Below are 22524 nucleotides of genomic sequence, written 5' to 3' on the forward strand. Positions count from 1 at the left end.
GTTCATTTTAAAAATCATGGAAGAACCTATAAAAAACCTGCTTCAACTTCAAAAGATGAATTTATGCATGCCTACGTTCGCTTGCTCACTTTAAAAAACAATAAAACTATTCTTAGGATAATTTTTAATTTCTGTGGTCTTTGCCTCGCTTTTATCTCATTAGATTCTTGTAAAAAAAATGTGCTTCCAGTAAACGATGTACCTGATGTACAGCGCACTGATGGTTCAATTATGATTAGGAACTGGTTATTAACCGGGCCGTTCCTGGATAGTACTAAATTTAATCAGGACGGATATAAAGACTTTTCAAAAAGTTCAATTTTTTCATCAACCAATTCAATCAATTATTATCAGGCAAAAGATTATATCCCGTTAAATTCTGTACTTAATACCAACAAACAAGCGGGCAGTTATGCTGCCTGTACGATCAAAAGTGAGGTTGAGCAGGACGTTGCCTTGTTATTTGGAATGCATGGTAGTCTTAAACTTTGGCTAAATAGCAAACTGGTCAGGGAGGAGACCAATCCTACCCAAATCTCAAAAAACAGGTATATCGTAAGGGTTCATCTGAAAAAAGGTAATAACGATCTACTGGTAAAACTATTTAGCCAAACCGATGCCCAGATCAGCTGGACCTTTCATTTAGATGTTGCCTCCATCGATTATGTTAGAAAATATGCATTTGGAGCTGATTTTTTTAGTATCAGTGAACATTACCTCATTGGCAAAGACAATAGTTTATCCCTAAGATTTAAATACCCCGCTTTTATCCCTTCCACCCGGCCGGTCCAACTGCAAATTAAAGATGTCACAGGTCATACCGTTATCAATAAGACATTGCCGGCTGGGAAGCATTGGAGCTTAGCTTTAAATGATTTAAAAAATGGCGCTTACAAGTGCAGGTTAATTGCTGACCTGGACACCATTCAGCAATGTTTTATTTTTGGCGATCATCGCAAGGTATTTAACGAATATCAAAGTCAAATCAAACCAATGCTTTCAGGTGACATCAACCGGATTAACGTGGAAACACTATTTCAACGTTTCAGATATATGGATGATTTCGGTACCAGGAACCAATATGGTGAATGGTTGGAAAGGAAAATTTCTGCTACGCTGTTTGAGTTAGGAACTATTTTAAATAAATTATCCTTAAAAAAGGAGCCATATTCACGTATTGGGGGTTTGCATATCAGGGGGTTCCGGTCATCAATTGATCAATCAGTGGACAATTATATGGTATATATACCGCAACGCGGTCAATTGAACAAAAAATTGCCCTTGGTTATGATGATGCCTTATGTAACCAAGCAGGAGCCATTTCTGGAAAGCTGGCATGTAGCCGATATTACCAGGATAGAATTGATTAGCCGCTTAGCTGACAAGTATGGCTTTGGTGTACTATGGCCGAGCGCCAGGATATATCGAGACTACAACTTAAACCCAATTGCATCATCTGCTACTTTTGAGGCTCTGTCTGCAATCAAAAAGAACTATCACATTGATGATAACCGGATATTTCTATATGGTGACTGTTCAGGAGGCTTACAGGCGCTACTGATAGCCAACCGGTTCCCTTCCTTTTTTGCAGGTATCGGGGTTGAAGGCCCAGAGCTTGGCTATACGCAGTCTGACAGATACCCTGGTATCTGGATCCAGGCCAATAATATTATACAAACGGCTGAAAATTATAAAAACATCCCCATGCTCATCTATCATACGCCAAATGACAGGAAAGCTGATTTTTCGATTATCAAACAATTGGTTAACACACTGAAAAAGGCCGGTGGCAAGGTTCACTTAGACACATTAAATAATGCGACGAAGGAACATATGTTTAAACTGGTTTCCGAGGAGGTCGTGATTAGCCAGATATTCGGTTTTTTTAAAGATAAACAAAGGCACTGCCCTGATACCATCAATTTCTCTACTTATCAGCTTAAGTACAACAAATCCTCTTGGATAACGGTCAACGATAAGGAATATGGCAAAAAGGCAAAAGTCTATGCGTTCATGTCTGGGAAAAACTCCATTAAGCTAACAACGGCCAATGTCAACAAACTGACTATTGATCTTCGGGATGTTCTTAAAATTGATAAAAAGGATCCGATAAGCGTAATCTGTAATCAAAAAAAATTAGGACTCCGTTATCCGGTGAATGGCAGGCTTGTGCTTGAGTTGACGCCGCCAAAAAAATCTAAATTGTTAAAGACGCAACTGGTCGAAGGGCCAATAAATGACGTATTTAAAAACGGCTTTATTGTAGTAGCTGGGACATTAGGAACTCCAGATCAAAATGAGACCATCCATATCGCTGCAAATACCATCTATAGCAACTGGAAGGAGGATTTTTTTAATGATTGTGAAACAAAGAAAGATGTTGATATAAACAAGTTAGACCTGCAAAATAAAAACCTGATTTTAATAGGGTCTGAAAAAACAAATGGGATTATCAAAAGATTTGCAAACCAAATCCCCTTAAAGGTCACCGGGAAATATATCGAAATTAACGGAAAAAAGCATTTAGGGGAGTCTATCAGTTATAGTTTTGTCTATCCAAATCCCGTTAACAGCAAAAAATATGTCCTGATTATTGGTGCTAATTACAACAGACATTTATGGAGCCACGTTAAAGACCTCCCTTTGCGAGGATGGTACGATTACGAAGTTTGGGGGTCTGATTCCATGGTCGAGGCGGGTTACTTTAATCGGTACTGGGGACAGTCAAAAATTTAGCGTGTTATTTCCATCAGTCAAAATAACATAGGTAATTGTCAAAATCGCAGTGGTTTTCGGAATACCATATTGTTATTATTGCCTTACAAATACTGCCTAGCTAATCTAATCGTTATCAATGAATAAATTAATTATTCACTCTCATGAATCCCTGAGGTTTGTCCCGCATTCAGAAATTACTTACTGCAAATCTGACAATTGCTACACCAGCATCTTTCTGGATAATGGTGAGGAGTTGATTATGTGTAAATCCCTGAAGAAACTACTGGCTGAGCTTGACCCTACATCATTTATCAGAATAAATCAGTCTTATCTGATCAATAAAAACTTTATAAAAATCATAGATAAAAAAAACAAATATGTTGAGTTAATAAACAATCAACGGATTCCATTTACTACCACCATTGCCGAACTTTTGTCCCTGATTGTTGCCAGTTTCACAATTGCCTGCATAAATTTATTTTGAGTGCTATAAACTTAAATCTAGGAATGCAGGTATAACCTACACATTTCATCTACATTAGATAAAATACTAATATGAAAAACCTAAGTAAATTCCTTATTATCAGTTTAACGGCTGTGAGTTCAATGACAGCCAATGCACAAATTGCGGAGACAAAAGGCCTCCAAAAAAGGGTAGAAACAATAAATCTTTTATCAGATAAAGCAAGCTATTTGGATTCCCTCCTTGATCATGTGAAGACTTACCCTGGCAAATTTTCTACTGTAACCAAATCGGAACGTGAAGCTGCAAAAAACAACATTCAGATAGAGTATAATAGTATACTCCTGACCATATTTAACAAAAGTGATCAAAAGGGAGTTTCCCGTATTAAAAAATCCATGTCTAAGGCCTTTTCGGATTGCTTTAAACTATTAGATGGGGATAAATTGACTAAAGAACGGCAAGATAATCTTGATCAACTGATCGCGGATACGAAAGTGCTTATCAGAAGGTATAGTTTTCTGTCTGAAGCCCGTTTTGGAAATCAAGACAGCAAGTTAACGATCAAATAACTAAACTGGGGCAACAACCTCAATGCAATCTAAATTAGCTTTAATCGTTATAATACTTACTTTCCTTCTATAAAATAAAGGCCCAAATTGCTATTAAACAAGATAACCAGAACTTTTGAACATCTGGCTAAGGCCATCACCGCCCGGGATTATCATCACCTGTTTTGTATGTACCCCCAAGGGAACCACAATTTCGTGAATAGCAGGGTAACTTCCTTTAATACCCAAGGGGTTATTTTGGAATAATGGATATTGGAGTAATTTAAATAAAAAAACTACTTATGATTTCCATCAATAGAACAATTATACTGGAAAGATTTTATTCTTTTTACATAAGCATACCTAAGGTAAAGGGAACGCATTCTTATGCTAGAAAAAAGGGGGCCAAATTTATTGGTATATGCAGCAGAGTTGAAATTAGGCAAAATACAGATAGAAAAAAGGAGAATTCAAAGCCAAACATTCGAAATTCTGAATACATCAGCGGCCGCTATAGACAGATCGTTCCAATTTGATAAGTTTGTCATTAATCCAAAACAAAAAAAATGAAAAAACTAATGCTCGGCGCTATTGTAGCGCTATTTTTATTATCCTGTAAAAAAGAGAAACGAATTTCTCAAGAAGACGTTGACTTTAAACTAATCAACAAAGTCCAAAGTTTAACTACTCCAAACGCTCGAAAAATAGCTTTTTCGACACTTCTAGATAATCAGGAAAAACTTATAGCCATTACTGATCAATTGGCTTTTCTGTCAGAAGATGCAAACCTTAGTAACGAACAATCTATGCTTATTAGGGAGCTTTCATCTAAAATCCCTTCTGATTTTTACAATGTTGACGGAAAGTCCCGTGACAGATTTATGGTTGACTACGGCAATGCTTGGATAAAAACTGCGTCGCGGGTTTTAGGTGCCCAATATATCAGGGATAATTTAGTTAAGCTGGTATCTATCAATCAGAAAAGTTCAACTCTCACAGCAAATAGCCTAAATGGTGACTCTGAAGGAGACGATGGAGGTTCGGAAACAGGAACGAAAAAAGATTGTAAATGTTCTAGAACAAGTGACTGGTGTAACTCAAATACCGAAGGTGACTGCGTGGAAGCAGCTTGTAGTAGCATTAATGGCTGTGGCTTTTTGCTCGCATATAGCTGTGATGGGTGGTGCAGCAAAATGTTGATTTTACTATAGTTGGAATGAGGTACTTTCATAGAACTAATATAATATTAGCAATTAAGGTATTAATATCAGTGCTACTCTGTGCATGCTCATTTATGCTTGTAAGATCAGGGCTTTTGGATTTATATCTTTGTGATTTTATATTGATTATTGCCTATACTATTTTCGCTACTATAGAAAAAAAGGAAGTAACATTAATTTGTCTGATCTTAATTCCCTGGTTAGCAATGTCAATATTCGGAGCCATAGTAAATTACGATGGCTTATATCCGATCGTTATACCTTTTTGTGTGCTTTTTGCTAGTTTACCAGCGCAGATAATCATTGCCCTCAGGGGACGGAGTATGAAAACTGCGCTAATATCTGGCTTAGTGTGTGCTGTTTTTTTTGTTGCAAAAAACATATATATATATCCTCAGTATTATTACACCAAGGGCAACTTGAAGGTTTCAGATCAAAGTAATTTTATTACTGAAACAGAAAAAATGCTTTACCTTACTTCTTCTCACGACTCCGTTTCTCTTTTTCAATACAAAGGAAAAGTTCTCTATGTAGAACTTTGGTACAGCTCCTGCTCTCCGTGTTTAGATAAGATCCCTATGATAAAAAGGGTAAAAGAGGAATTTAAAAATAGATCCGATTTTAAAACCATTGGAATTATAGATGGAGAAATTGACGACTTCGATACTTTTAAGAAAGCGAGTTTAAGATACGGAAGTGCATTTAATGTATCGCTAATGGCAGATGTGAAATTGGTTGCTCTTCTGCATAAAACCTTAGGTACAAAAGGTTACCCCCTGGAACTAATGATAGACAAATCAGGAAAGATCAGAACAATTCATTTGGGCTTTAATAAAGCTGGAGAAAACTACTATTACAAACAAACAGTCAAGACCCTAAATACGCTACTAAATGAAAAATAAATTTATTTATTTTGCGCTTTTATCTCTAATCTATTACAGCTGTAAACCGATTCGAAAACCAATTTTGAATGTGAATCATCTTGTTTATGATTTCAAAAGTATTGGGAAACAAGATTCGGTTGCAGGGGAATTTCTTATTAGGAATAGCGGAAATGACGATTTGATTATCGAAAATATTGCACCTTCCTGTAGCTGTACGATTATAGGATTTGAAAAAAAAGCAATCCCCCCTGGGAAGAGTGCCCTGGTAAAATTCGTTTACAAACCGGTTCCTGCCTATGATACTGGAAAAGTACTAAAGGAAATTGTTTTACAGGCTAACACTGAAGAACGTTTATACGTACTAAAAATAATCGGTTCAGTTTATTAATAAACTATGATTAATCTCTGGTTTTTTAGAATTGCCATTACAGTTCTATTTTGCAATTCTTTAATAGCCGTAGATTTTTTCCCTAGAAGCCTCTTTTCTGCTAATGAATTGGCCTTAGAGATTGGTTCAGCAATCTGTTTGATTTTAGCTGGTTTGAAGATGTGTCGCCTCAAATCAGCTAATTTTGGTTTTGCTTTAATAGATTTACCTGTCTTAGGATTTCTAATTTTCCTGTCATTATTTGCTTTTTCATCAGCACAAGGCAACACTCAAAAAATCCTCAATCAGTTCTGTTTAGGTGTTGTATATGTTAGTGTTAGGATTTTATGCCAGGATCTAAATAAGTATATGTTGATTAAAAGTGTTATCACTATCTTTCTAGGGTTGTGTTTATGTAGTCTGATGATTGCAGGGGCACAATTCTTTTCTTTAATTGACTCTAAACATTCTTCCTTTGAGATAACAGGTCTGTTTTTTAATCCCGCTCCATTTGCGATCCTAATGGCAATGTCATTTGTTTTTTTTTTGATAATAAGCTTATCAAATAGCTTCAAAAACTTTTCAAAATATCTTTATATCGTATTGATTTGTTTAGTATTGAGTGTTTTGATTTTCTGCATGTCCAGATCTGCATGGGTTGGGGCATTATGTGGATTGATAATAGCCACTCTGTATTATATAAAGATAAATAAGATATGTGTTTCTTTTAAGGCAAAAGCTATCACATCCTTATTTTTGATATTTCTGTGCCCGTGCCTGGGTTACGGCCTTTACTGTATTAAAGAAACATCAGCAACCGGGCGTCTATTTACGTGGAAAGTAGCATATTTAATGCTCGAAAAGAATTGGCAGTATGGCGTCGGGCTTGGAAAGTACCCTTCCAAACATATTTATTACCAGGCTGTTTTTTTTAATCAAAGTGAGCTAAACATCCAGAAATATGGAAATATTGCCGGAGATATAAGATATTGTTTCAATGATATATTGCAAATATTTTGTGAGACGGGGATATTTGGCCTGTCAATATTTGTTCTAATTATAGTTTTTTTGGGAATTCAGGTTTTTAAGCGGCTTAATCAACAGGTCGGACTTTATGCTATGTTTAATCATTCCGTTTTAGCAACTATTTTTGTTGTTTTGATATCGGGATTAAGTTCATATCCTCTCTCGATGATGCCCCTTGCAATTCTTTTTTGGTCATTTCTAGCGATTTTTGTTTCATTTAATAGTGATGAATACAGCAGCATTGGTTTTAAAACATTTAGCTTAAAACCTATGATGCCAGTAATCAGTATGATCATAGGAATAGTGGTCCTATTTACTGGTCTTACCCGATTGAAAGCTTACCACAAATGGGATTCATTAAGCTCAGGTCCCAATAATCATTTTGCATTTCAAAGTTTATTAAACCTATATAGCGTCCTGAGCACAGACCCTAATTATCTGAACGACTTAGCGACATATTATATTAGAGAAAAACAATATACAAAAGCAATACCCCACCTACGGCACGCGACCGAGTTTTCGCCTTACAAAGGCTTCTATTTTTCTTTAGGAGGTTGTTATGAGCAACTTGGCAGATTTGACGAGGCTAGAAGATACTATTTACTCATTAGTCGTTCACTCCCAAATCTTTTAGAACCAAAGGTACTTTTGGCAAAAACCTATTATAAACAAAAAGATTACACACAATTCAGGCGATACGTTTCTCTTATTACTTCATTTAAGCCTAAGATAGATTCTGAAGAGGTTAGACAAATGAAAGAAGAAATAGTAATCTTACAGAATAGTTTGAACAATCGCCGCTGATCTATCTGCTCAACTGAGAAGATGTACCGCGAACTGTGTCATAAAAATTATATTTAACATAATATCTTATGGCACAAGAAAGATTTGACTTTGAGCATTTTAAAAAGAAGGCTATTACCAGATTTTATTCTGAAAAAAAATGATTGACAGATGGCGTTTTGGCTCTGATTTTAAAGTAATATCAGAATTAGCAAAAATGAAATGTAAACTATTTTCAGTATCGGACAAAACGACAAGTAAATTCAGGACGGTACAATACAGTCGAGGAGAAATGGATAAAAAATGAAATTGATCAGGAGACCTACCAAAGATGGCACAGCAAATACAAAAGCAACATAGACAATCTGGAGATCGCCATAGCAAGACTAAATACCAATCATAGGGAGGCCTACGAAATACTAAACAAACAATTAGATGTATTTACGGATATCAAATCTGTCTATCACAAATTTAATACACTGGAAAAGCGGGAATTTATAGATCTGGTGTTCGACTCGAACCTGTACTATGAAAATGGCATCTATCGAACACCTACCATGATGAACTTACTATCAATCAACTACCTTAAAATGAGTGATTTAGGTATGATGATTGTAGACAAAAAAAGGGATGATTTAAAAATCATCCCTTTAAGTACCCCCACCACTGAATGCCTTGAACACTTTTGTGTGTTTTTGCAGCTCTTAAAGCCAATTGTGGAGGATCTAAAAATGAAAGGTTTTATTTAAAAAGAACTTTGTCTACAATCATAATATGCCATATAGCTAAAATTTTAAACACAAAGACTTGACATTCTTAAAGAAAAAACAATGAAATAAATTTCAAATATTTTAATCGATACCCCACATAAAACATATACCTTTCTGGTGCCTTGAGATCTTTGGACAAGGCACCAGACTTGTGGTACATCAAAATTAACTTTCTTTCAATGTCCGATTTAAAACTTCCTCACAATAAAACGTTTTCCAAATACTCGCTTAGTTGGAAAGAACTTCATTTCATCAAAAAGAATGTTAAAAAACATGAGTTTGTCTGCTGGTTCCGTGCCAGATATGATTTCATCATATGCTATCACGGGTGTTGTCCTAAAGATGTGGCCCAATATTATCAAAACGGCTTCCTTCCTTCGGACTTCCCCAAAACCATGCAGGCATTTCAGGGGCTTCTCACCGAAGTCGGTTACCATTTCCCGTACGATATTTCAGATGTTTTAAAAATCTATCAGGGAAAAACCAACAGGTTCGTTTATGTGATCCTCGATGAAGAAGATTTCATAGATCAAGCCAGCCACTACATAATTTATGGAAGTGAAACGATGCTTTCCCTTGCCCAAAACGTTTCACCTTCACTCAAAAGCTATCTTCGAAATATCGGCATTCCGACAGTGTTCCACCTCAAAATTCCCCTTGGAAAGATCACTGACGGTGAGCTTCTCAATCTCTATGAGCAGATCCGGTGCTCAAATGGAACTATGGAACAGCGGCGTTTTCAAATCTTCTCAAACTATACCATTATCATAGAGCCTTCATTGGATGCGGATTGTATAGTCGGCCATTACCATCCAACTGATCTACTTTACGATCAGCATGCCAAACAACAGTACCAAAACAAAACTACATTCTGCAGCATATGCGCCCCTTAGGAAACTAACTTATTATTTAATCAAGGCCCCGCAAATGATATCATAAATTCCCTAATCCAATATGCATCTGACGAACCATTTTCAACCAATGCATCCAACAGGGAAATAAATCCCGACTGTAATACCCTGTCATCCATGATTTCACTGAGGTGATTTTCATATGCCCTCAGAACAAGCCTGTCAAGATTTTCCAGGGCAGTCAAAAGTTCGGTATATTCAGGGGACATAACCTTCGGGATAAGCCATTTCAGAATATCTATCAACATCCGCTGATCACCTATAAATGCAGCCAGATTGATCAGTGATTGCGTATGAAGGTCACCGATCGGCTCCATCAGGTCGAGAAAAAAACTTTCCTTTCCTTCCAATGGCGGCCAATCTGTTGCTGTCTGCTGCCATGCAATATCCAAAAAAAGAAACTTTCCAAATAGAGGGAAATTATTGGTCAATATAAAGTCCCTTAGACTCGTCCAGGCTACAAAAAAACGCCGGGAAGTATCCAAAACTACCTCCTGATTATCTGCTGGCAGGTTATTGTCAGCAAGAAGAATAATTTTAACTAAGATATCCTTGTAAAAGCTATATAGCTTATAAAATCCCTTCCGATCTTCGGTGAATGCCGCAAGCATAGACGATGACCCTGTTTCCAATATCCCGGTAAAAAACACCTGGCCATTGTTTCCTTCGCTCCAGAATACCGTTTGTGAAATTTTAGCGGCAAGCGCGTAACTTATAGCATGAATATCCTGTCTGTCCCGGTATTTGTTTTTTTGTGATTTAACAAGTTCTGAAACAACCAAATCGTATATCTGTTTCAAAAGGTCAAAAATCCACTGTTCGCACGTGTCTCGGGGCAATATCTGGATCAACCTAATTAGAATATCGAACCTATCCGATCCAATATCCAATATTCCTGCTGTGATTCCGCCATTTTCTTGCAAGGCAGCAGAAATCATCTCATTATAGCTTTCCCAATACTTATCTAGCGCTTCCTGTCCATTTTGATCTTCCCTGAAATAAGAATTTTCCATACGGAACCGCGCATAATGCAATAGGCACCTCACTGCCTTTTCTCCAAACCCCTGAGCACCCTTCCAAACTTTCCTCGAAAATGCCTTCATCAATTTATCGGCATCAGGATCATTTTGTTGAAACGGTGAGGTCAAAAATACAATAACATTCAGTTGATAGTCCTCATGTTTTGGGATTTCCTTTTTTACCGCCAGTAAAATATAAGCTTCCATTACCGCATCAGTATCATGAACCGATATTTTGGTTTCCCAGTCATAGGGTGTGAAGAATCGTTTGAGCTTAGCCTCAAATATCCGTGATACCGTTTCTTGCACCCATTCCCTTTCTGGCTGTGAAAGCTGGTCCCAGAGATCCCTTATACCCAAATGGGCTAGCATGCCGGGATTATGAAACATTGGTGAAAATTCAGTTATGCCCCGGTAATATCCCAACACCTCCCGCCATTTCTCTACTTCTGCCAAAACCTCACCTTTTTGCACCTGTATCATCCACCATCTGTACTCCGAGTCAAGGTCCCGCACCTCAGCTGCTTTTTTGATCTCACCCACATAGGTGGCAATTTCTTTCTTATAAGTTGGGGCAATCTGTAGCCTAAATGAATCCCCCTCCTCAACCTTTTCTGTGATCCTCCATGTTCTGTTATCAATTTCGTCCAGCGTTTTCAGCCAAATGAAATCTGATGCATCCGCAGCTGCACGGTGCATGTCAATCATTTCAAATATTTTGTCATTGACATGACCATAGTTGAAGCAATAGTCGTTTATGAAACCTCGGAGTCCAGGATTGTAACGCTTTCTATGAGGAAGACTATTAGATAAATGCCTTTCCCTATCCAATTCTGCATCGTCCGAACCTAGCTCGAACTTGGTCATATCCCCAAGGTAACGCGCAGAATCAAGTTTCATCAAGCGGCGATGGGAATAAAGCGTGGGTAAGTGCTCACCTGCAAACCCGGGATAGGCCATATAAATGCTGGCCACCACAGCAGTAGTAGAAACGCTTATGCTCTCCTGCAGTAGCCGCTGAACAATATGGTCAATCTGTTCACGATGTACCATGCCATTCGAGCAGATCTCAAGCATATGGGCCTCAAGCGCCATCAGCACACTCTGCAAAAGATACGGAGATGCTTTTTCCCCGCCCCTAAAAAGGTCCCAAAGTGGCTGACTGGCCAATTGTCTTAGTTTTGACCCATCAGCGCCAATCAGTTCGATATATCCGCAATTATCATCCCTGGAAAAATCAGAATAGAAATAGTTCTCTGCGCTCCAGTTCAGCAGCCTGATCATAAAGGTTATTGCCTGCTCCTGATGGTATTTAAGCAGCCAGCGAAACGGTGTCTGAAGACTGCTGGGAGGGAAGTATGGTTTTTTGTACTGTTTTATCAACCCAAAATCAGCGTCAATATCATTTTCTCTATGTCCCTGTAACCTAAGCGATAACCTCATCGGCGAATCCTCTTGATATCCAACCTGGCAGCTCCTGCGAAACCATCTTTTTTCGGCAAAACTGATAACAAGATCAGGAAGGTACTTTGAGAATTCCTCAGAATATTTCCCTGAAAGTGCGTGTCCGATCAACCTTCCCCTTATCGTGTCCGCATCCCAATCTTCCTCATCCCATTCGCTATCCTGCTCTTCCAAAAGGCTTATTATCTCTGTCTTTATTCCCCCTATCAGCGAACAGAGTACCTTAACGATAAGATCGACAGCATCTTGATTGGAATCGTTTGGTTTATAATATCCCTTTAACAGTGCAATAACAATCAGGCCCGCATCCCTCGTCGGTGTTGGAAGCGTCTGCTGGTATGCAATCAATTTCGACCACTGCTGCACAAGGGTAAATATAAGGGAAGCCTTTTGCGGCGGCAGAGCGGCAAAATTCTGCTTTATAAATGCGATGACCGAAGCCCATCCAGGGCCGATTGGAACATAATTTCGCTGGTCGATTCCACCCCGGCTTTCCCGGCATGCCATGCGCAGGATATGGATTATCCTCCAGAGCAGGGAAAAGGAATCTTTCCTAAGTTCAGTCTGATATCGCGCAAAAAAGGTGGCACAATAATCCGACTGCAGTATCCCGATTATGCTTTCATCACGCCAATAGCTCATGTTTTGATCGATATGCCCGACAACCATACCGATAACAAGATTTATCCTGTTGTGCTGCTCTCGCTGAAGAATAAAATTCACCCATAACCGGTACGCACGTCTAATGGCAGGTGCAGTTCCCAGGCCCTCAAAGAAATCCTGTGAAGATCCATGGATATCAAATATTCCATCAACATACCGGATAAGCGCCCAATCCTCGAGGATGTCATGGGCAGGTGCAAAATTTCCACTTTTTTTGTTCTCGACGATCACCTGTTCCTTAACCAGGATATCAAGGATCTCTGGATCGGCATCGGAGTGTACATACGGCCGCATTGATCTCGCCCTTGAAACAGCAAGGTCTATAAAAGCCTCTCTCCTTTTTTGGGGTAAACCCATTGAAGAACCATTGAGCTTGTTTTCTACCACACAGTCCCAGAGTATCTGACGAAATGCCGTCTCATCGGTATTTTCCCCTATTGATGCCGAACTAATTGCCCTGAAAGCAAAGTCGAGGTATTTTGGTATACGAAGGAGTTTACGCAGTTTGGGGTTTGCTATCGCAACTTTGAGCGTTGGGAGATGTGCTGTAACCAGCTCCAATTCATCATCCTCAAAGACAGCTACTTCCAGACGCGCAAATTCCCCTATGCCGGGATATTTTATTTCCAGCAGCGCAAGGTCCGCGCTTCTAACTGATATGATAAATTTAGTATGGGGAAGCTTCCTGAAAGCTGACAACAACTGTAAAAAAGCCGTGCCTGTTCCTTCCAGCAGCTTTTCCATTGCATCTATGTATATGATATTTCGTTCACTTAGTGCAAAGTACCCAAAAATTTCTTCCAGTGTAAGGTGAATTCCTTTATCTGCAAAATAATCCCTAAGATTGCCCTCGGCGAGCTCATCTGCTTTAAAGCTCAATATAAGACCATTGTCCCTTAACTGTCCATTAAGCAGCATTTGTTTGACCAGTGCAGACTTGCCAGCTCCAGGGCTCCCGTAGACCAGCAGCCCCTGTCCCTGCTCTATCTGGCTGGAAAAAATCTCGAAGAGTGCCGTCCTTGGATAAAAATAACCACCAATAGTATCTGCCACGTCTGTGATGATTTCGTTGTTCTGTCTGCTAAGCCGCTCTATTTCACTGATCTGCCCGGCAGTTGGAGCGATTCCGAAATAACCTTTAAGCTCAACTGGAATCATATTGCTACTGATCTGCTGCCCGTTATAGTTCCCGGTACTGACCAGTTCATATCCAACTGCCCAGATTTGCTGCGCCGAATACACACTATTAGTATTGTAACGGGTGATCAGGGAAAGTATAGCCGCTTTTTGCAGACTTACAGTGCTGCCAAAATCCATTTCAAGGAAGTAGAGAATTTTTAGAAAGCTAAATAAATTTTCATCTGTCACATCGCTGTAACTGTCAGCTACAACTGACCTGAGCATATCCAGGTACCGTTTCTTTGCCTTGATCCTGTCCGCCTCTTGAAAAAAATCTTTAGGCGAACTTTTGCGTCTGGCCCAATCCAGCATAACGTTGAGGTGGTTCTTCTCATCCAGTGTCAGATCGCTCTTAATAATAAATATACGATCGCGACTGCTGTCAAAGTTTTCGCTGTTGCTGTAATCTTTCCAGGCATTTAAGATCACCTCCTTGAATTCCTCCCCATTTGCAGATATGGTCAGGTTGTGTTTCACCTGGCAAAGCGTCCTTGAAAGTCCATCTCCGTTTCGGGTTTCCAGATACAGGTCGTCCGTATAATAACCGAGCGAGGAAGATTGTTGCCTAAAACCAGATATAATACCTGCTCCACCTGGAAGATGCAGTCCCAACAGAAAACTGAAGAGAAAAGCTGTCTGCACCTCCGTTTCAAAACTTACTCCTCCGCCGCCCTGAGAGTATATATTGCTATTTTTGGACATCCCTGATGTAATTTATTGTAAAGGTTTTTACGGTAATAATTGTTATAATCCTTGTTAAGTCCCTGTTAGGGATAGCAGCGTAGATCCTGCCATGCAGATCGCAGCGTATAGCCCGGGCCGAAGGCAACAGCAAAACAAACCCATGGCGCTATCCTGACTTACCCCTCGGTTTCTGGCCCCACTAAAACCTGCTGCATTTTCCTGACCATTTTGGCAATGAGTTCCTTGAGTTTTTCATCATCTGGCTGATAAACTGTTTCGAGCTGTTCCCTGGTCAGTTTCCATGTTTTTCTGGACACCTTCTTTGAAATAAGCAAAATAGTCCTGTCCAGTTCTTTGCCAAGATCATCTTTCAATAGGGGGTTCATCCATTTACCGATATCAAACGGCAATTCATCCGAAGCTCCGAGATTGCCCAAATGGGAAAGTCTATCCTTTACGCTATACTTTCCTGTCAGCTCATAGGCCAACAGCGGTTCCACTTCAGCAAGCTCATGCAGTACGGTATCGACGCGCTGGCTTAACTGTTCCAAACGCTCCTCTATCCTTTCATCCTTGAACATGGGGATTACGATGGATGAAAATTCTTCCTCGCCGATCTGGATTTTTTCGCCTGTCTCTTTTTCAAGTACTTCGATGAGCTGAGGCCTGATCCCAAGCATCCCTTGTGTAATACGGGTTTCCTCTTGGAGCTGATAGCGGAGTTCCAACAGGTGATATAATAGTTTTTTGAGCTTTCTGCGATCCTGTTTTCTCCCCTGAAAGAATCCGGTAAGGGAAGAAAGGAAAAAACCGATGATCAGGGTAATAAAAGGGCTAATCGTCTTGAACCATTCCATTGTTAAGAGTCGTTTTGTATTTAGCCGAATTTACGGCTAATCATATTCAAGGCAATGGATGTGTAAAACTTTCCGAACACGCTTTCACTAATATGTTTTCCAAAGGCCATTGAATTACCGGCCGATAAAGGAAAACATGTCCATTTTATTATATTTGTTCCTGAGAGCGTTAATTAGATACGGAGGGATGGTGAAAACTGTTCCCCCGTTTTCATTTGAATGTTTTACTTTCTCAGGCACCATGTGGTCATTGACCGCAGATTCTGCACATTTGTTGTTTTGATCGGCTCATGCAATGTGGCTCCGAGCTTAGCGGTAAACCTCAGCAGCATTTCCTGATTGACCAAAAAACGTTCTGAATCATCGGGCAGGATATATCTGCCATTGCCGATCGAGCGAACCAGGTTTTCAATACCGATATCCGAGGCCAGGCGGCAGAAAAGATAACCACCGGGCCGTATCACGCGCCACATGGAGTTTAACATTTCCTCGAAATGCTGCACGTTGTTGGCAAAATGGAGAACCGCGCTGCTGATCACCAGATCAAATTTTTGATCTTCAAAGGGAAGGTCTTCCACCAATGCAATCCTGAAATTGTCTTCAGGGGAAATACCGTAAAACGGTGCCGCCAATTCTTTCACCTTTGCAATGTTTCCTACCAAAGAGTCAATAGCATACACCTGATATCCCCTGTGGAGAAAGTAGGCCACATTCCTGCCCTGCCCACATCCGGCATCCAGAATTTGCTTGCAACCGTCATAGGTCCCTTTTAAAAGCTGATCAAATAAATAAATGTCGATATTGCCAAACTGATCGCGCAGATGCTCTTTCATAGCGCAAAAATAATGATATTTCCTTCTTCAAAATATCTCATAACACGATTTCGTGTTTTTTCTGTGGTTTCGTTTTATCGATAACGGCCGAGCGTACGCAGGACGCGAGGCCTCCGGGCCGTCCAAAGGACGGCCACCGAGCAAATTACAGCAAGATGATCTTATACTGACTACCTTGCTATATCGATTTTTCCTTATTCTATATCTTAATTGCCGTCGTCTTAAAATCTGCCAGATTCAAAAAGAATCCCCTGTACAAGAGCATCCCTGTGCGGAACATCGACCACAAGAGCGAAGCACCGAGATCGGCCAGACTTGAATTGATAAACAGATCCTGCCTCCCCAAAGCCTGCGCCAAAGAGCAGCTCGGCAGATCATCTTCCTGCGAGGCTTCCAACACGTTTCCATATTCTTCCACTATGGTCGGAAGTGAGCCAACAGTGCAGAACTTTTTGGAATCGGGCTGCTTGATCTTGCCGATGGTGGAGAGCAGCACCTGCCCCAAGTCCCTGACATTCCCAAAGTCCATCCAGTACATCGGACTATCCCTGTGATGCCCTTTTGTTGCTATTCTGCCGAGCAGATCAGCAATCCCTAACCTTGCACGTACCGTATCTACGCAGGAAATAGTAATATTGGCCATTAAATCAGATTTATCTTCGTCGATACGATCGGCATACACACAGTCAAAGGCTTTCCACGCAGTTCCAAAAAAACGATTCACCCTGTTTATCAGCGCCACTGCCTTGTTCATTCCTATTTCGTGATGTGAAAAAAGCTGTCTGCCCAAATTCGGTTCTTCAACGCTGTCGGGATCAAATGCCCTCACCATTAACCCTGCGTGACCAAGTTCCACAAGTGCATAATTAATCCTTGCCAATGCGGTAAGCAGCACGCTTCCCGTACCACCGATGCCGATCAGATTGACCGAAACCGGATTAGTCGGGTTCATAAAATAGCCAGGCACAATGTGTACGTTTTCTTTTGTTTTCATTTTAATACTTCCATTAAAGTTTGTGCTGTCCTGTTCATCGCCCCTACAGGGAATTTCTGCCTCGTAGCGGTCTGCTCTTTCCAAAGCTTGGCCAAATCCCCCTTGAAAGCACCCCCACCGATGAGGTGGCTAAATGTGCTGCCAAAAAAATAATGCTCCCATGTTTTGATAAAGGATGTTAAGCTAGAATCGGCTGGGATTTCGATCTTCACATTGCCGAAACACACCGAAGCGTTTTCATATACATTGAAAAAAGGGGCATGATAAAGTTTTGTGCTTTCCTTTGGTCTTTTATTATCTGCCAATGCCCATACCGAAAGCTGTTTTCTTTCCGCTTTCCATAACATAGGGGGAACATAGGCTGCACCGTCGGGAATATGAAGCCCTTTAATAAAATGTAATTCCTTTTTTATCATTGGTGTATGCCATACCGCCCTGCCATCCTTACCCGTTTTCAAATGCAGGATGCAGGATGGCAAAAGCCCCTGATGGTGCAAAAAACTTTCCCCTTTCGCCTGCGCAGCATCCAAAGCTAAAGCCAGTGACTGGCTCTCCTTTAATGAAAGTGGATGCGCATTTATCGCCATGCCCTTATTATCAAGATCATGGCTTTCTACATAATAGCTGTTATCGCTTTCTGCTCTGTAAACCATTAAGGCTTTAAAAGGCACATATAAATCACTGATTTTGTCCATTAAATTTTCCATGTTCTAAATCATATAATACATCACTCAAACCATGCAGGATTTCAAAAAGCCTGCATTCATAATCCATGTTGTGTAATGGCTTTTCCTGTACTGTGTCGAAATACTGAATACTCACAGGTTCTTCAATTGCCCCGTATTCATTGAGTTCAGCATTTACCGTATCAAACAGCTGATCCTGTACACAGTCCACACCGCTCCAGTAAAAGCAGAGATACTGCTCTGCCCTGATATACCCATCATCATAATCGGTCTCTGTAGGACGCCGCATGTTTTCCATCACCGATTTATCGGGATAATCCCGATGCAGTGCAACCAATTTTTCGGCACAGTCCAAAAGTTCGGTATCAGTTTCGCTTTTAGCTTTGAAACGTTTTGCCCTACTTTCTAAACTGTCGGCCTCTATTTTTGCAGCCATCCTCCCTAGTGTATAATCCCCCCTTTCATACATCATTTCAAAATGGTCGACCATAAACTGTTGTTCCTGCTTATCCTCGCAATACTCCCCCTCTGTCACCCATTCCTCCGTCATTTCATAAATGCTCCCCAAATAGATATAGTCTTCCCTAAAATGCGGAATGCCCGTAACCTGATGCAGGTAGGCCATTACGGAAAGTAGCAGGTTCGCAAACGCCTTTTGTCTGCCGATTTTCAGCAGGTCATAAAGCGGAGCAACAGGAAAGTAAAACAGTGTCATGCCTGTATCAAAAGTTTTTGCTGTGGCTAAGCGCCTCTGCCCATCTTCTTCCACAAATATCAGCTCCAATCCTGCTTCCCTGCTTTCCAATTGCTTTTTTAAGGCGTTATAGTTACCAATAATATTAAGGGGAAAAGGAATATCCTTAATCCTGCTTTTCTCAAAACCATATAAAGCGCAAAGGTTCTCCATTCCATAGTAAAATGCTTTTTCAGTTTCCTTGTAAGCTAATTTTTTAGAACACGTGCTTTTAAAAAGCGGTAGATACCGCTTAGCTAAAAAAGGAGTTCCAATAGCGAGATCGGGGCAATTCCCTGTCTGTCCGCCCTGATTTCTGCGATGTCTTTTCGTCTGCCAAGACCTTGCGCAAAGTGTCCGATGCGTTGATGTAAGTGCCATACCTGCGAATATTGATTGATTTTTGCGGTGCGGATTTTCCGCACCTGCCTCTGCTTTTTCATCCCTTTGTTCCCAATGTGGTCAAAAACTCATAACGGAGTTCATCCCCTTTGATTTCGGGCCCCTCCTGTTTAGCGTTGGTGAGGATGGGATAGGTTCCCGAATAAAAGCCCATCACTTGTTCCACCGTCCATTCGGGGTTCGGATCGGCCAAACGGACTTCCTCTCCGCTTAGCTTAAAATAAAATGCCCTTGGTAATATATCGTGCTGTAACATCATCCCTCCTTTTTTATAATAGTGTCAACTGATTTCTTTTCCATTCCAGTTCCCTGCGCATCTTTTCGAGTTCTTCTTTTTTCTCGGGGAACTCGGAATTTGGCGGCAGCACCTCCAAAGCCTCGGCATATTTACAGACCGCATTTAGATCGGAAACCTTTTTCATCACCTCCTCAAATTTCCTTTTAGGCTCCGCGCCATCGTCCACTTTTGTATTAGAAGTTGTAGCGGTCTTACTTTCAGCTTTCTTTTTGATCTCTTCCCTCGCTTTTTCAATTTCTTTTCCGTATTCCTGTTGGTTTCGGAACAGGTCTACGGTATTGGCCACAGGCGTGGCAATGACCTCGAAAAATGCGCTATCCAGTTCAGCTGCTGTTCCCTTTAAAAGCATAGGCGGCAAAGCCTTGCCTTTACCATCTGTTTCCAATAGTACAGATACTACCATTTTTTCTTCACCGTCAAAAGCAATATTAATCTTCCACCCACCTGCCCTAGGCAGGCTTTTGATGCCACTAAAAAAGCCAGTCATTACCTTATATTTAATTTAGTTATACCTGTTCCCCTTTTTCTGCTGAACCTGACCCCATATCCGTTGTTTCCAATAACATCCCTGATGATGTGCTCGGCATGTGCAATGCGCACGATGTCCCCTGCTGAAATCTGCAACAATTCCAAACGTTCAAAAAAACGCAGTGTCTTAGCCATTTCAAGCAGCGCTTTACGCTCTGTTTTTTCTGATATAATACCCATGATATTTTTTTTAAAAGGGAGCATCGAAACCGCTCCCTTAGGTTTAACAATCTTTTAAAGTTCCCTTAAATCGACCTCTACCATACCCAACCAGTAAACGGTGGCATCCGAGAGATCATCAGGGCTGATTTCGTATTCTTTTAATGCATCCTTTAAGCGTTCGATATCTTCACTTATCCAGTCATAGCACGAACACATGTAGTTACCGTAGAGTTCAAATCCTGCATCATTCAAAATATCAAAGCCTGTAAGCTTATCAATTTCATTCCTTGCCTCCTGCATAATGGAATACAATACGACATAACAGGGGTCGATGTCTGCAATCTTGGTGCAGCATTCCTTTGAAAAAGCTTCGATCTGCTCGAATGCCCAGTTTCCATCGTGCCCCGAGGCCAGTGCGGCCTCAACAGCCATTTTAATATCAAGGCATCCATAGGGACAGAAAGCTTCCCTAAATTCCCTGATTTCCCTTTCCAGATTTTCCATCCCTATGTCCTCCTACAATTTAAAATGGTAAATCCCCGTTTTCATCCGCTTTATCCTCAATCATCAAAGGCCGCGAATTACTAGCAGGTGCACCGGCAGAAGCAGAAAACATTTTGATGTCCGATACATGCATGGTAATGCTCCCTTTAGCCTCACCATCATTTGAAATCCATGCATTGACACCGATACGGCCGCAAACCTGCACGACACCACCTTTCTTTAGATAAGGCGCAATACCTGTCCCGAGCCAGTAGGAACATTCTACGAATGTTGCCACTTCTTTTTTCTCCCCACCGCTCATATAGCTGTCATTTACTACCAGTCTGAAACCGGTTACTTTTCTGTCCCCGCTCACCATCCTTGTTACGGCATCTGCGGTCAATCTTCCTGTAATCTCCATGATTAAAGTTTTTTAGTTAAAAATTTGATTAATTCATCCTTTATCCCATCCCAAAAAAATTTGTTTCCCTGAGGAAAAAATGGAATAAAAGATGCCGGATCCCGGCCGTGACCTTATAAGCCCAGCGCAGCACTATAAGTCCCGGAGGGTGGGAACGCGCAGCGGAACCATTATGCGTGCGCAGCTGGGCGGAGGTCACAATATTTGCATCATTTTATTTTATTTTTTTCTCCGGGTGACAAATCACGCTCTTAAAAAAAAGCGCAGGTAAAGAGAGATCTTCAGTTCTGGGAATACCGGAAATCCACAGGGCTACCGGTAATGGGTGCAGCAAGAAAGGAACGCCGGCCCAGCTCCATTGCTGCTAGGATCACTGAACATTTCGCCATCCCAATTCCCGGTATCCTGCAAAGGTCTGCCTGGGTCATGCCGATCAGTTTTGCGGTATTACCACCAAGGTGACCCAAAAGTTCATCCGCCATGTGAGTTGCCTCATCCGATGTAGTTCCAAGGCCTAGCAGCAGCGAAACCAGTTCATGTTCGGTAAGTGTTCCTGCCCCATAAAGACCAAGCCGCTCGCGAAGTGGCATATCAGGATCCATGCTTTCCCGGAGCGCCTTGATTTCCTGTGCCTTTTCACGGATATCCTTTGGCGTCTGGTCCTGGTTTTCCGCGAATGCACCCGAATGTAGCAGGTACGCAAAGGCTGCAATCATCGGCTGTATCACGTCCTCGAAAATCACCACCTTACTCCGCTTTATCGGACCGTCGGAGCAGTTCTCCATCCTGGCTATACGCAGGTAATGCCTTCCGTTCACGGCTACCAGGTAATCAAAAAAATAAATGTCCTTTCCTGAACGAAATGATTCGGTTGCTATCATCCTATTTTTCATAACTTTATGTTTTTAGTGCAGGACAAAGTTGGGAATGGATCAAACCAATACCCGGTTTCTAGCCGTAACAAGCATGTTTACCGGGTAAAAACCGGATAATTCATGACAGAACAGACACAGCAGAACTTACCAGACACCGGATACCGCCAATGCGAGGTATGCGGACTTTCCTTTGAAGGCCGCTCGGACAAACGCTTCTGTAGCGATGCCTGCAGAAATGCAAACAAAAGACAGGTACAACGGATAAGCAGCTGGCAGGAACCTGCATTCGTGGAAAAAGTCCACCGCATCCTCCGGCACAACAGACAGATATTAAAGGAAAAAATAAAGGAGGAAGCCAAACTCATTATCAGCAAAACAGACCTGATCGAGGCCGGCTTCCATTTCGGATATTGTACCAGTCTGTTCAGCAAGGAAATGAATATCTACCGTTTCTGCTACGAATATGGTTGGCTGGAGGTTGAAAATGGGAAAATACTATTGGTCAAAAATGAGCGGCAAATAGATCTTTAATTTATTTGGTCCAAGTATA

Annotated in this window: 22 protein-coding genes; 10 read left to right on the plus strand and 12 right to left on the minus strand. The window is 40.9% G+C overall.

Translation table 11 applies throughout. The annotated features are described in order from the left end of the window. The first annotated feature begins 180 nt into the window (after positions 1–180). From DBR40_RS24650 to DBR40_RS24685, 9 genes are all read left to right on the plus strand, one after another. Positions 181–2736: a PHB depolymerase family esterase gene (locus tag DBR40_RS24650; RefSeq protein ID WP_124562394.1), complete on the plus strand. Its 2556-nt coding sequence runs from the start codon at positions 181–183 to the stop codon at positions 2734–2736. A gap of 118 nt (positions 2737–2854) precedes the next feature. Beyond that, positions 2855–3202 (plus strand): LytR/AlgR family response regulator transcription factor, encoded by a 348-nt coding sequence (locus DBR40_RS24655; protein ID WP_124562395.1) that lies wholly within the window; start codon positions 2855–2857, stop codon positions 3200–3202. A gap of 71 nt (positions 3203–3273) precedes the next feature. Next, positions 3274–3753, plus strand: coding sequence for a hypothetical protein (locus tag DBR40_RS24660; protein ID WP_124562396.1), 480 nt, complete (start codon positions 3274–3276; stop codon positions 3751–3753). A gap of 545 nt (positions 3754–4298) precedes the next feature. Continuing rightward, on the plus strand, positions 4299–4943 hold the full coding sequence (locus DBR40_RS24665) for a bacteriocin fulvocin C-related protein (protein WP_124562397.1): 645 nt from the start codon (positions 4299–4301) through the stop codon (positions 4941–4943). A gap of 83 nt (positions 4944–5026) precedes the next feature. Continuing rightward, positions 5027–5854, plus strand: a complete 828-nt coding sequence (locus tag DBR40_RS24670) for a TlpA disulfide reductase family protein (RefSeq protein WP_158674132.1) — start codon at positions 5027–5029, stop codon at positions 5852–5854. After that, the gene (locus tag DBR40_RS24675) at positions 5844–6224 is read left to right on the plus strand and encodes a DUF1573 domain-containing protein (RefSeq protein ID WP_124562399.1); all 381 of its coding nucleotides are present in this window, start codon (positions 5844–5846) and stop codon (positions 6222–6224) included. The genes DBR40_RS24670 and DBR40_RS24675 overlap by 11 nt, the downstream gene beginning before the upstream one ends. A 6-nt stretch (positions 6225–6230) precedes the next feature. Next, positions 6231–8033 (plus strand): O-antigen ligase family protein, encoded by a 1803-nt coding sequence (locus DBR40_RS24680; RefSeq protein WP_124562400.1) that lies wholly within the window; start codon positions 6231–6233, stop codon positions 8031–8033. 536 nt (positions 8034–8569) lie between these two features. Then, entirely contained in the window at positions 8570–8761 is a 192-nt protein-coding gene (locus DBR40_RS26790; protein ID WP_158674133.1) for a hypothetical protein, read from the plus strand. A 200-nt stretch (positions 8762–8961) separates the two neighbouring features. Next, the gene (locus DBR40_RS24685) at positions 8962–9675 is read left to right on the plus strand and encodes a hypothetical protein (RefSeq protein ID WP_124562401.1); all 714 of its coding nucleotides are present in this window, start codon (positions 8962–8964) and stop codon (positions 9673–9675) included. A 20-nt stretch (positions 9676–9695) separates the two neighbouring features. On the opposite strand, the gene DBR40_RS24690 is transcribed toward DBR40_RS24685, so the two are convergent. The 12 genes from DBR40_RS24690 to DBR40_RS24745 all read right to left on the minus strand — a co-directional run bounded on the left by DBR40_RS24690 (position 9696) and on the right by DBR40_RS24745 (position 21992). After that, entirely contained in the window at positions 9696–14720 is a 5025-nt protein-coding gene (locus DBR40_RS24690) for an ATP-binding protein (RefSeq protein ID WP_124562402.1), read from the minus strand. A gap of 158 nt (positions 14721–14878) precedes the next feature. Continuing rightward, the gene (locus DBR40_RS24695; protein WP_124562403.1) at positions 14879–15559 is read right to left on the minus strand and encodes a hypothetical protein; all 681 of its coding nucleotides are present in this window, start codon (positions 15557–15559) and stop codon (positions 14879–14881) included. 224 nt (positions 15560–15783) lie between these two features. Continuing rightward, positions 15784–16392, minus strand: a complete 609-nt coding sequence (locus DBR40_RS24700) for a class I SAM-dependent methyltransferase (RefSeq protein WP_124562404.1) — start codon at positions 16390–16392, stop codon at positions 15784–15786. 199 nt (positions 16393–16591) lie between these two features. Beyond that, complete coding sequence (locus DBR40_RS24705) at positions 16592–17386, minus strand: PRTRC system ThiF family protein (RefSeq protein WP_124562405.1); 795 nt, start codon at positions 17384–17386, stop codon at positions 16592–16594. Then, positions 17383–18093: a PRTRC system protein B gene (locus DBR40_RS24710; protein WP_124562406.1), complete on the minus strand. Its 711-nt coding sequence runs from the start codon at positions 18091–18093 to the stop codon at positions 17383–17385. The genes DBR40_RS24705 and DBR40_RS24710 overlap by 4 nt, the downstream gene beginning before the upstream one ends. Further along, positions 18065–18979, minus strand: a complete 915-nt coding sequence (locus DBR40_RS24715) for a hypothetical protein (RefSeq protein ID WP_124562407.1) — start codon at positions 18977–18979, stop codon at positions 18065–18067. Before DBR40_RS24715 ends, DBR40_RS24710 begins: the two co-directional genes overlap by 29 nt. Positions 18980–19244: 265 nt before the next feature. Beyond that, on the minus strand, positions 19245–19466 hold the full coding sequence (locus tag DBR40_RS24720; RefSeq protein ID WP_233603983.1) for a PRTRC system protein C: 222 nt from the start codon (positions 19464–19466) through the stop codon (positions 19245–19247). Between the two features lie 10 nt (positions 19467–19476). Then, on the minus strand, positions 19477–19992 hold the full coding sequence (locus DBR40_RS24725) for a PRTRC system protein E (RefSeq protein WP_124562408.1): 516 nt from the start codon (positions 19990–19992) through the stop codon (positions 19477–19479). After that, positions 19992–20213 carry a hypothetical protein gene (locus tag DBR40_RS24730; RefSeq protein WP_124562409.1) on the minus strand — a complete coding sequence of 74 codons (222 nt, stop codon included), beginning with the start codon at positions 20211–20213 and terminating at the stop codon, positions 19992–19994. Before DBR40_RS24730 ends, DBR40_RS24725 begins: the two co-directional genes overlap by 1 nt. Before the next feature lie 54 nt (positions 20214–20267). Next, positions 20268–20627: a hypothetical protein gene (locus DBR40_RS24735; protein WP_124562410.1), complete on the minus strand. Its 360-nt coding sequence runs from the start codon at positions 20625–20627 to the stop codon at positions 20268–20270. 91 nt (positions 20628–20718) lie between these two features. After that, on the minus strand, positions 20719–21099 hold the full coding sequence (locus DBR40_RS24740; protein ID WP_124562411.1) for a single-stranded DNA-binding protein: 381 nt from the start codon (positions 21097–21099) through the stop codon (positions 20719–20721). Between the two features lie 281 nt (positions 21100–21380). Next, entirely contained in the window at positions 21381–21992 is a 612-nt protein-coding gene (locus DBR40_RS24745; protein WP_124562412.1) for a UPF0758 domain-containing protein, read from the minus strand. Positions 21993–22094: 102 nt separating this feature from the next. On the opposite strand from DBR40_RS24745, the gene DBR40_RS24750 reads away from it, so the two are divergent. Continuing rightward, entirely contained in the window at positions 22095–22505 is a 411-nt protein-coding gene (locus tag DBR40_RS24750) for a hypothetical protein (protein WP_124562413.1), read from the plus strand. The last annotated feature ends 19 nt before the right edge of the window (positions 22506–22524 follow it).

It is taken from the genome of Pedobacter sp. KBW01 (genome assembly GCF_003852395.1).
GTDB lineage: Bacteria > Bacteroidota > Bacteroidia > Sphingobacteriales > Sphingobacteriaceae > Pedobacter.

Bases quoted from the DNA above. Each gene is read 5' to 3' on its own strand.
- DBR40_RS24675 (WP_124562399.1), top strand. From the start codon at position 5,844: ATGAAAAATAAATTTATTTATTTTGCGCTTTTATCTCTAATCTATTAC.
- DBR40_RS24735 (WP_124562410.1), bottom strand. From the start codon at position 20,627: ATGGCTGTTGAGGCCGCACTGGCCTCGGGGCACGATGGAAACTGGGCA.
- DBR40_RS24705 (WP_124562405.1), bottom strand. From the start codon at position 17,386: ATGAAAACAAAAGAAAACGTACACATTGTGCCTGGCTATTTTATGAAC.
- DBR40_RS24665 (WP_124562397.1), top strand. From the start codon at position 4,299: ATGAAAAAACTAATGCTCGGCGCTATTGTAGCGCTATTTTTATTATCC.
- DBR40_RS24710 (WP_124562406.1), bottom strand. From the start codon at position 18,093: ATGGAAAATTTAATGGACAAAATCAGTGATTTATATGTGCCTTTTAAA.
- DBR40_RS24740 (WP_124562411.1), bottom strand. From the start codon at position 21,099: ATGGAGATTACAGGAAGATTGACCGCAGATGCCGTAACAAGGATGGTG.
- DBR40_RS24695 (WP_124562403.1), bottom strand. From the start codon at position 15,559: ATGGAATGGTTCAAGACGATTAGCCCTTTTATTACCCTGATCATCGGT.
- DBR40_RS24680 (WP_124562400.1), top strand. From the start codon at position 6,231: ATGATTAATCTCTGGTTTTTTAGAATTGCCATTACAGTTCTATTTTGC.
- DBR40_RS24670 (WP_158674132.1), top strand. From the start codon at position 5,027: ATGCTTGTAAGATCAGGGCTTTTGGATTTATATCTTTGTGATTTTATA.
- DBR40_RS24655 (WP_124562395.1), top strand. From the start codon at position 2,855: ATGAATAAATTAATTATTCACTCTCATGAATCCCTGAGGTTTGTCCCG.
- DBR40_RS24700 (WP_124562404.1), bottom strand. From the start codon at position 16,392: ATGAAAGAGCATCTGCGCGATCAGTTTGGCAATATCGACATTTATTTA.
- DBR40_RS24660 (WP_124562396.1), top strand. From the start codon at position 3,274: ATGAAAAACCTAAGTAAATTCCTTATTATCAGTTTAACGGCTGTGAGT.
- DBR40_RS24685 (WP_124562401.1), top strand. From the start codon at position 8,962: ATGTCCGATTTAAAACTTCCTCACAATAAAACGTTTTCCAAATACTCG.
- DBR40_RS24730 (WP_124562409.1), bottom strand. From the start codon at position 20,213: ATGGGTATTATATCAGAAAAAACAGAGCGTAAAGCGCTGCTTGAAATG.
- DBR40_RS24725 (WP_124562408.1), bottom strand. From the start codon at position 19,992: ATGACTGGCTTTTTTAGTGGCATCAAAAGCCTGCCTAGGGCAGGTGGG.
- DBR40_RS26790 (WP_158674133.1), top strand. From the start codon at position 8,570: ATGATGAACTTACTATCAATCAACTACCTTAAAATGAGTGATTTAGGT.
- DBR40_RS24690 (WP_124562402.1), bottom strand. From the start codon at position 14,720: ATGTCCAAAAATAGCAATATATACTCTCAGGGCGGCGGAGGAGTAAGT.
- DBR40_RS24750 (WP_124562413.1), top strand. From the start codon at position 22,095: ATGACAGAACAGACACAGCAGAACTTACCAGACACCGGATACCGCCAA.
- DBR40_RS24715 (WP_124562407.1), bottom strand. From the start codon at position 18,979: ATGGAGAACCTTTGCGCTTTATATGGTTTTGAGAAAAGCAGGATTAAG.
- DBR40_RS24720 (WP_233603983.1), bottom strand. From the start codon at position 19,466: ATGATGTTACAGCACGATATATTACCAAGGGCATTTTATTTTAAGCTA.
- DBR40_RS24745 (WP_124562412.1), bottom strand. From the start codon at position 21,992: ATGAAAAATAGGATGATAGCAACCGAATCATTTCGTTCAGGAAAGGAC.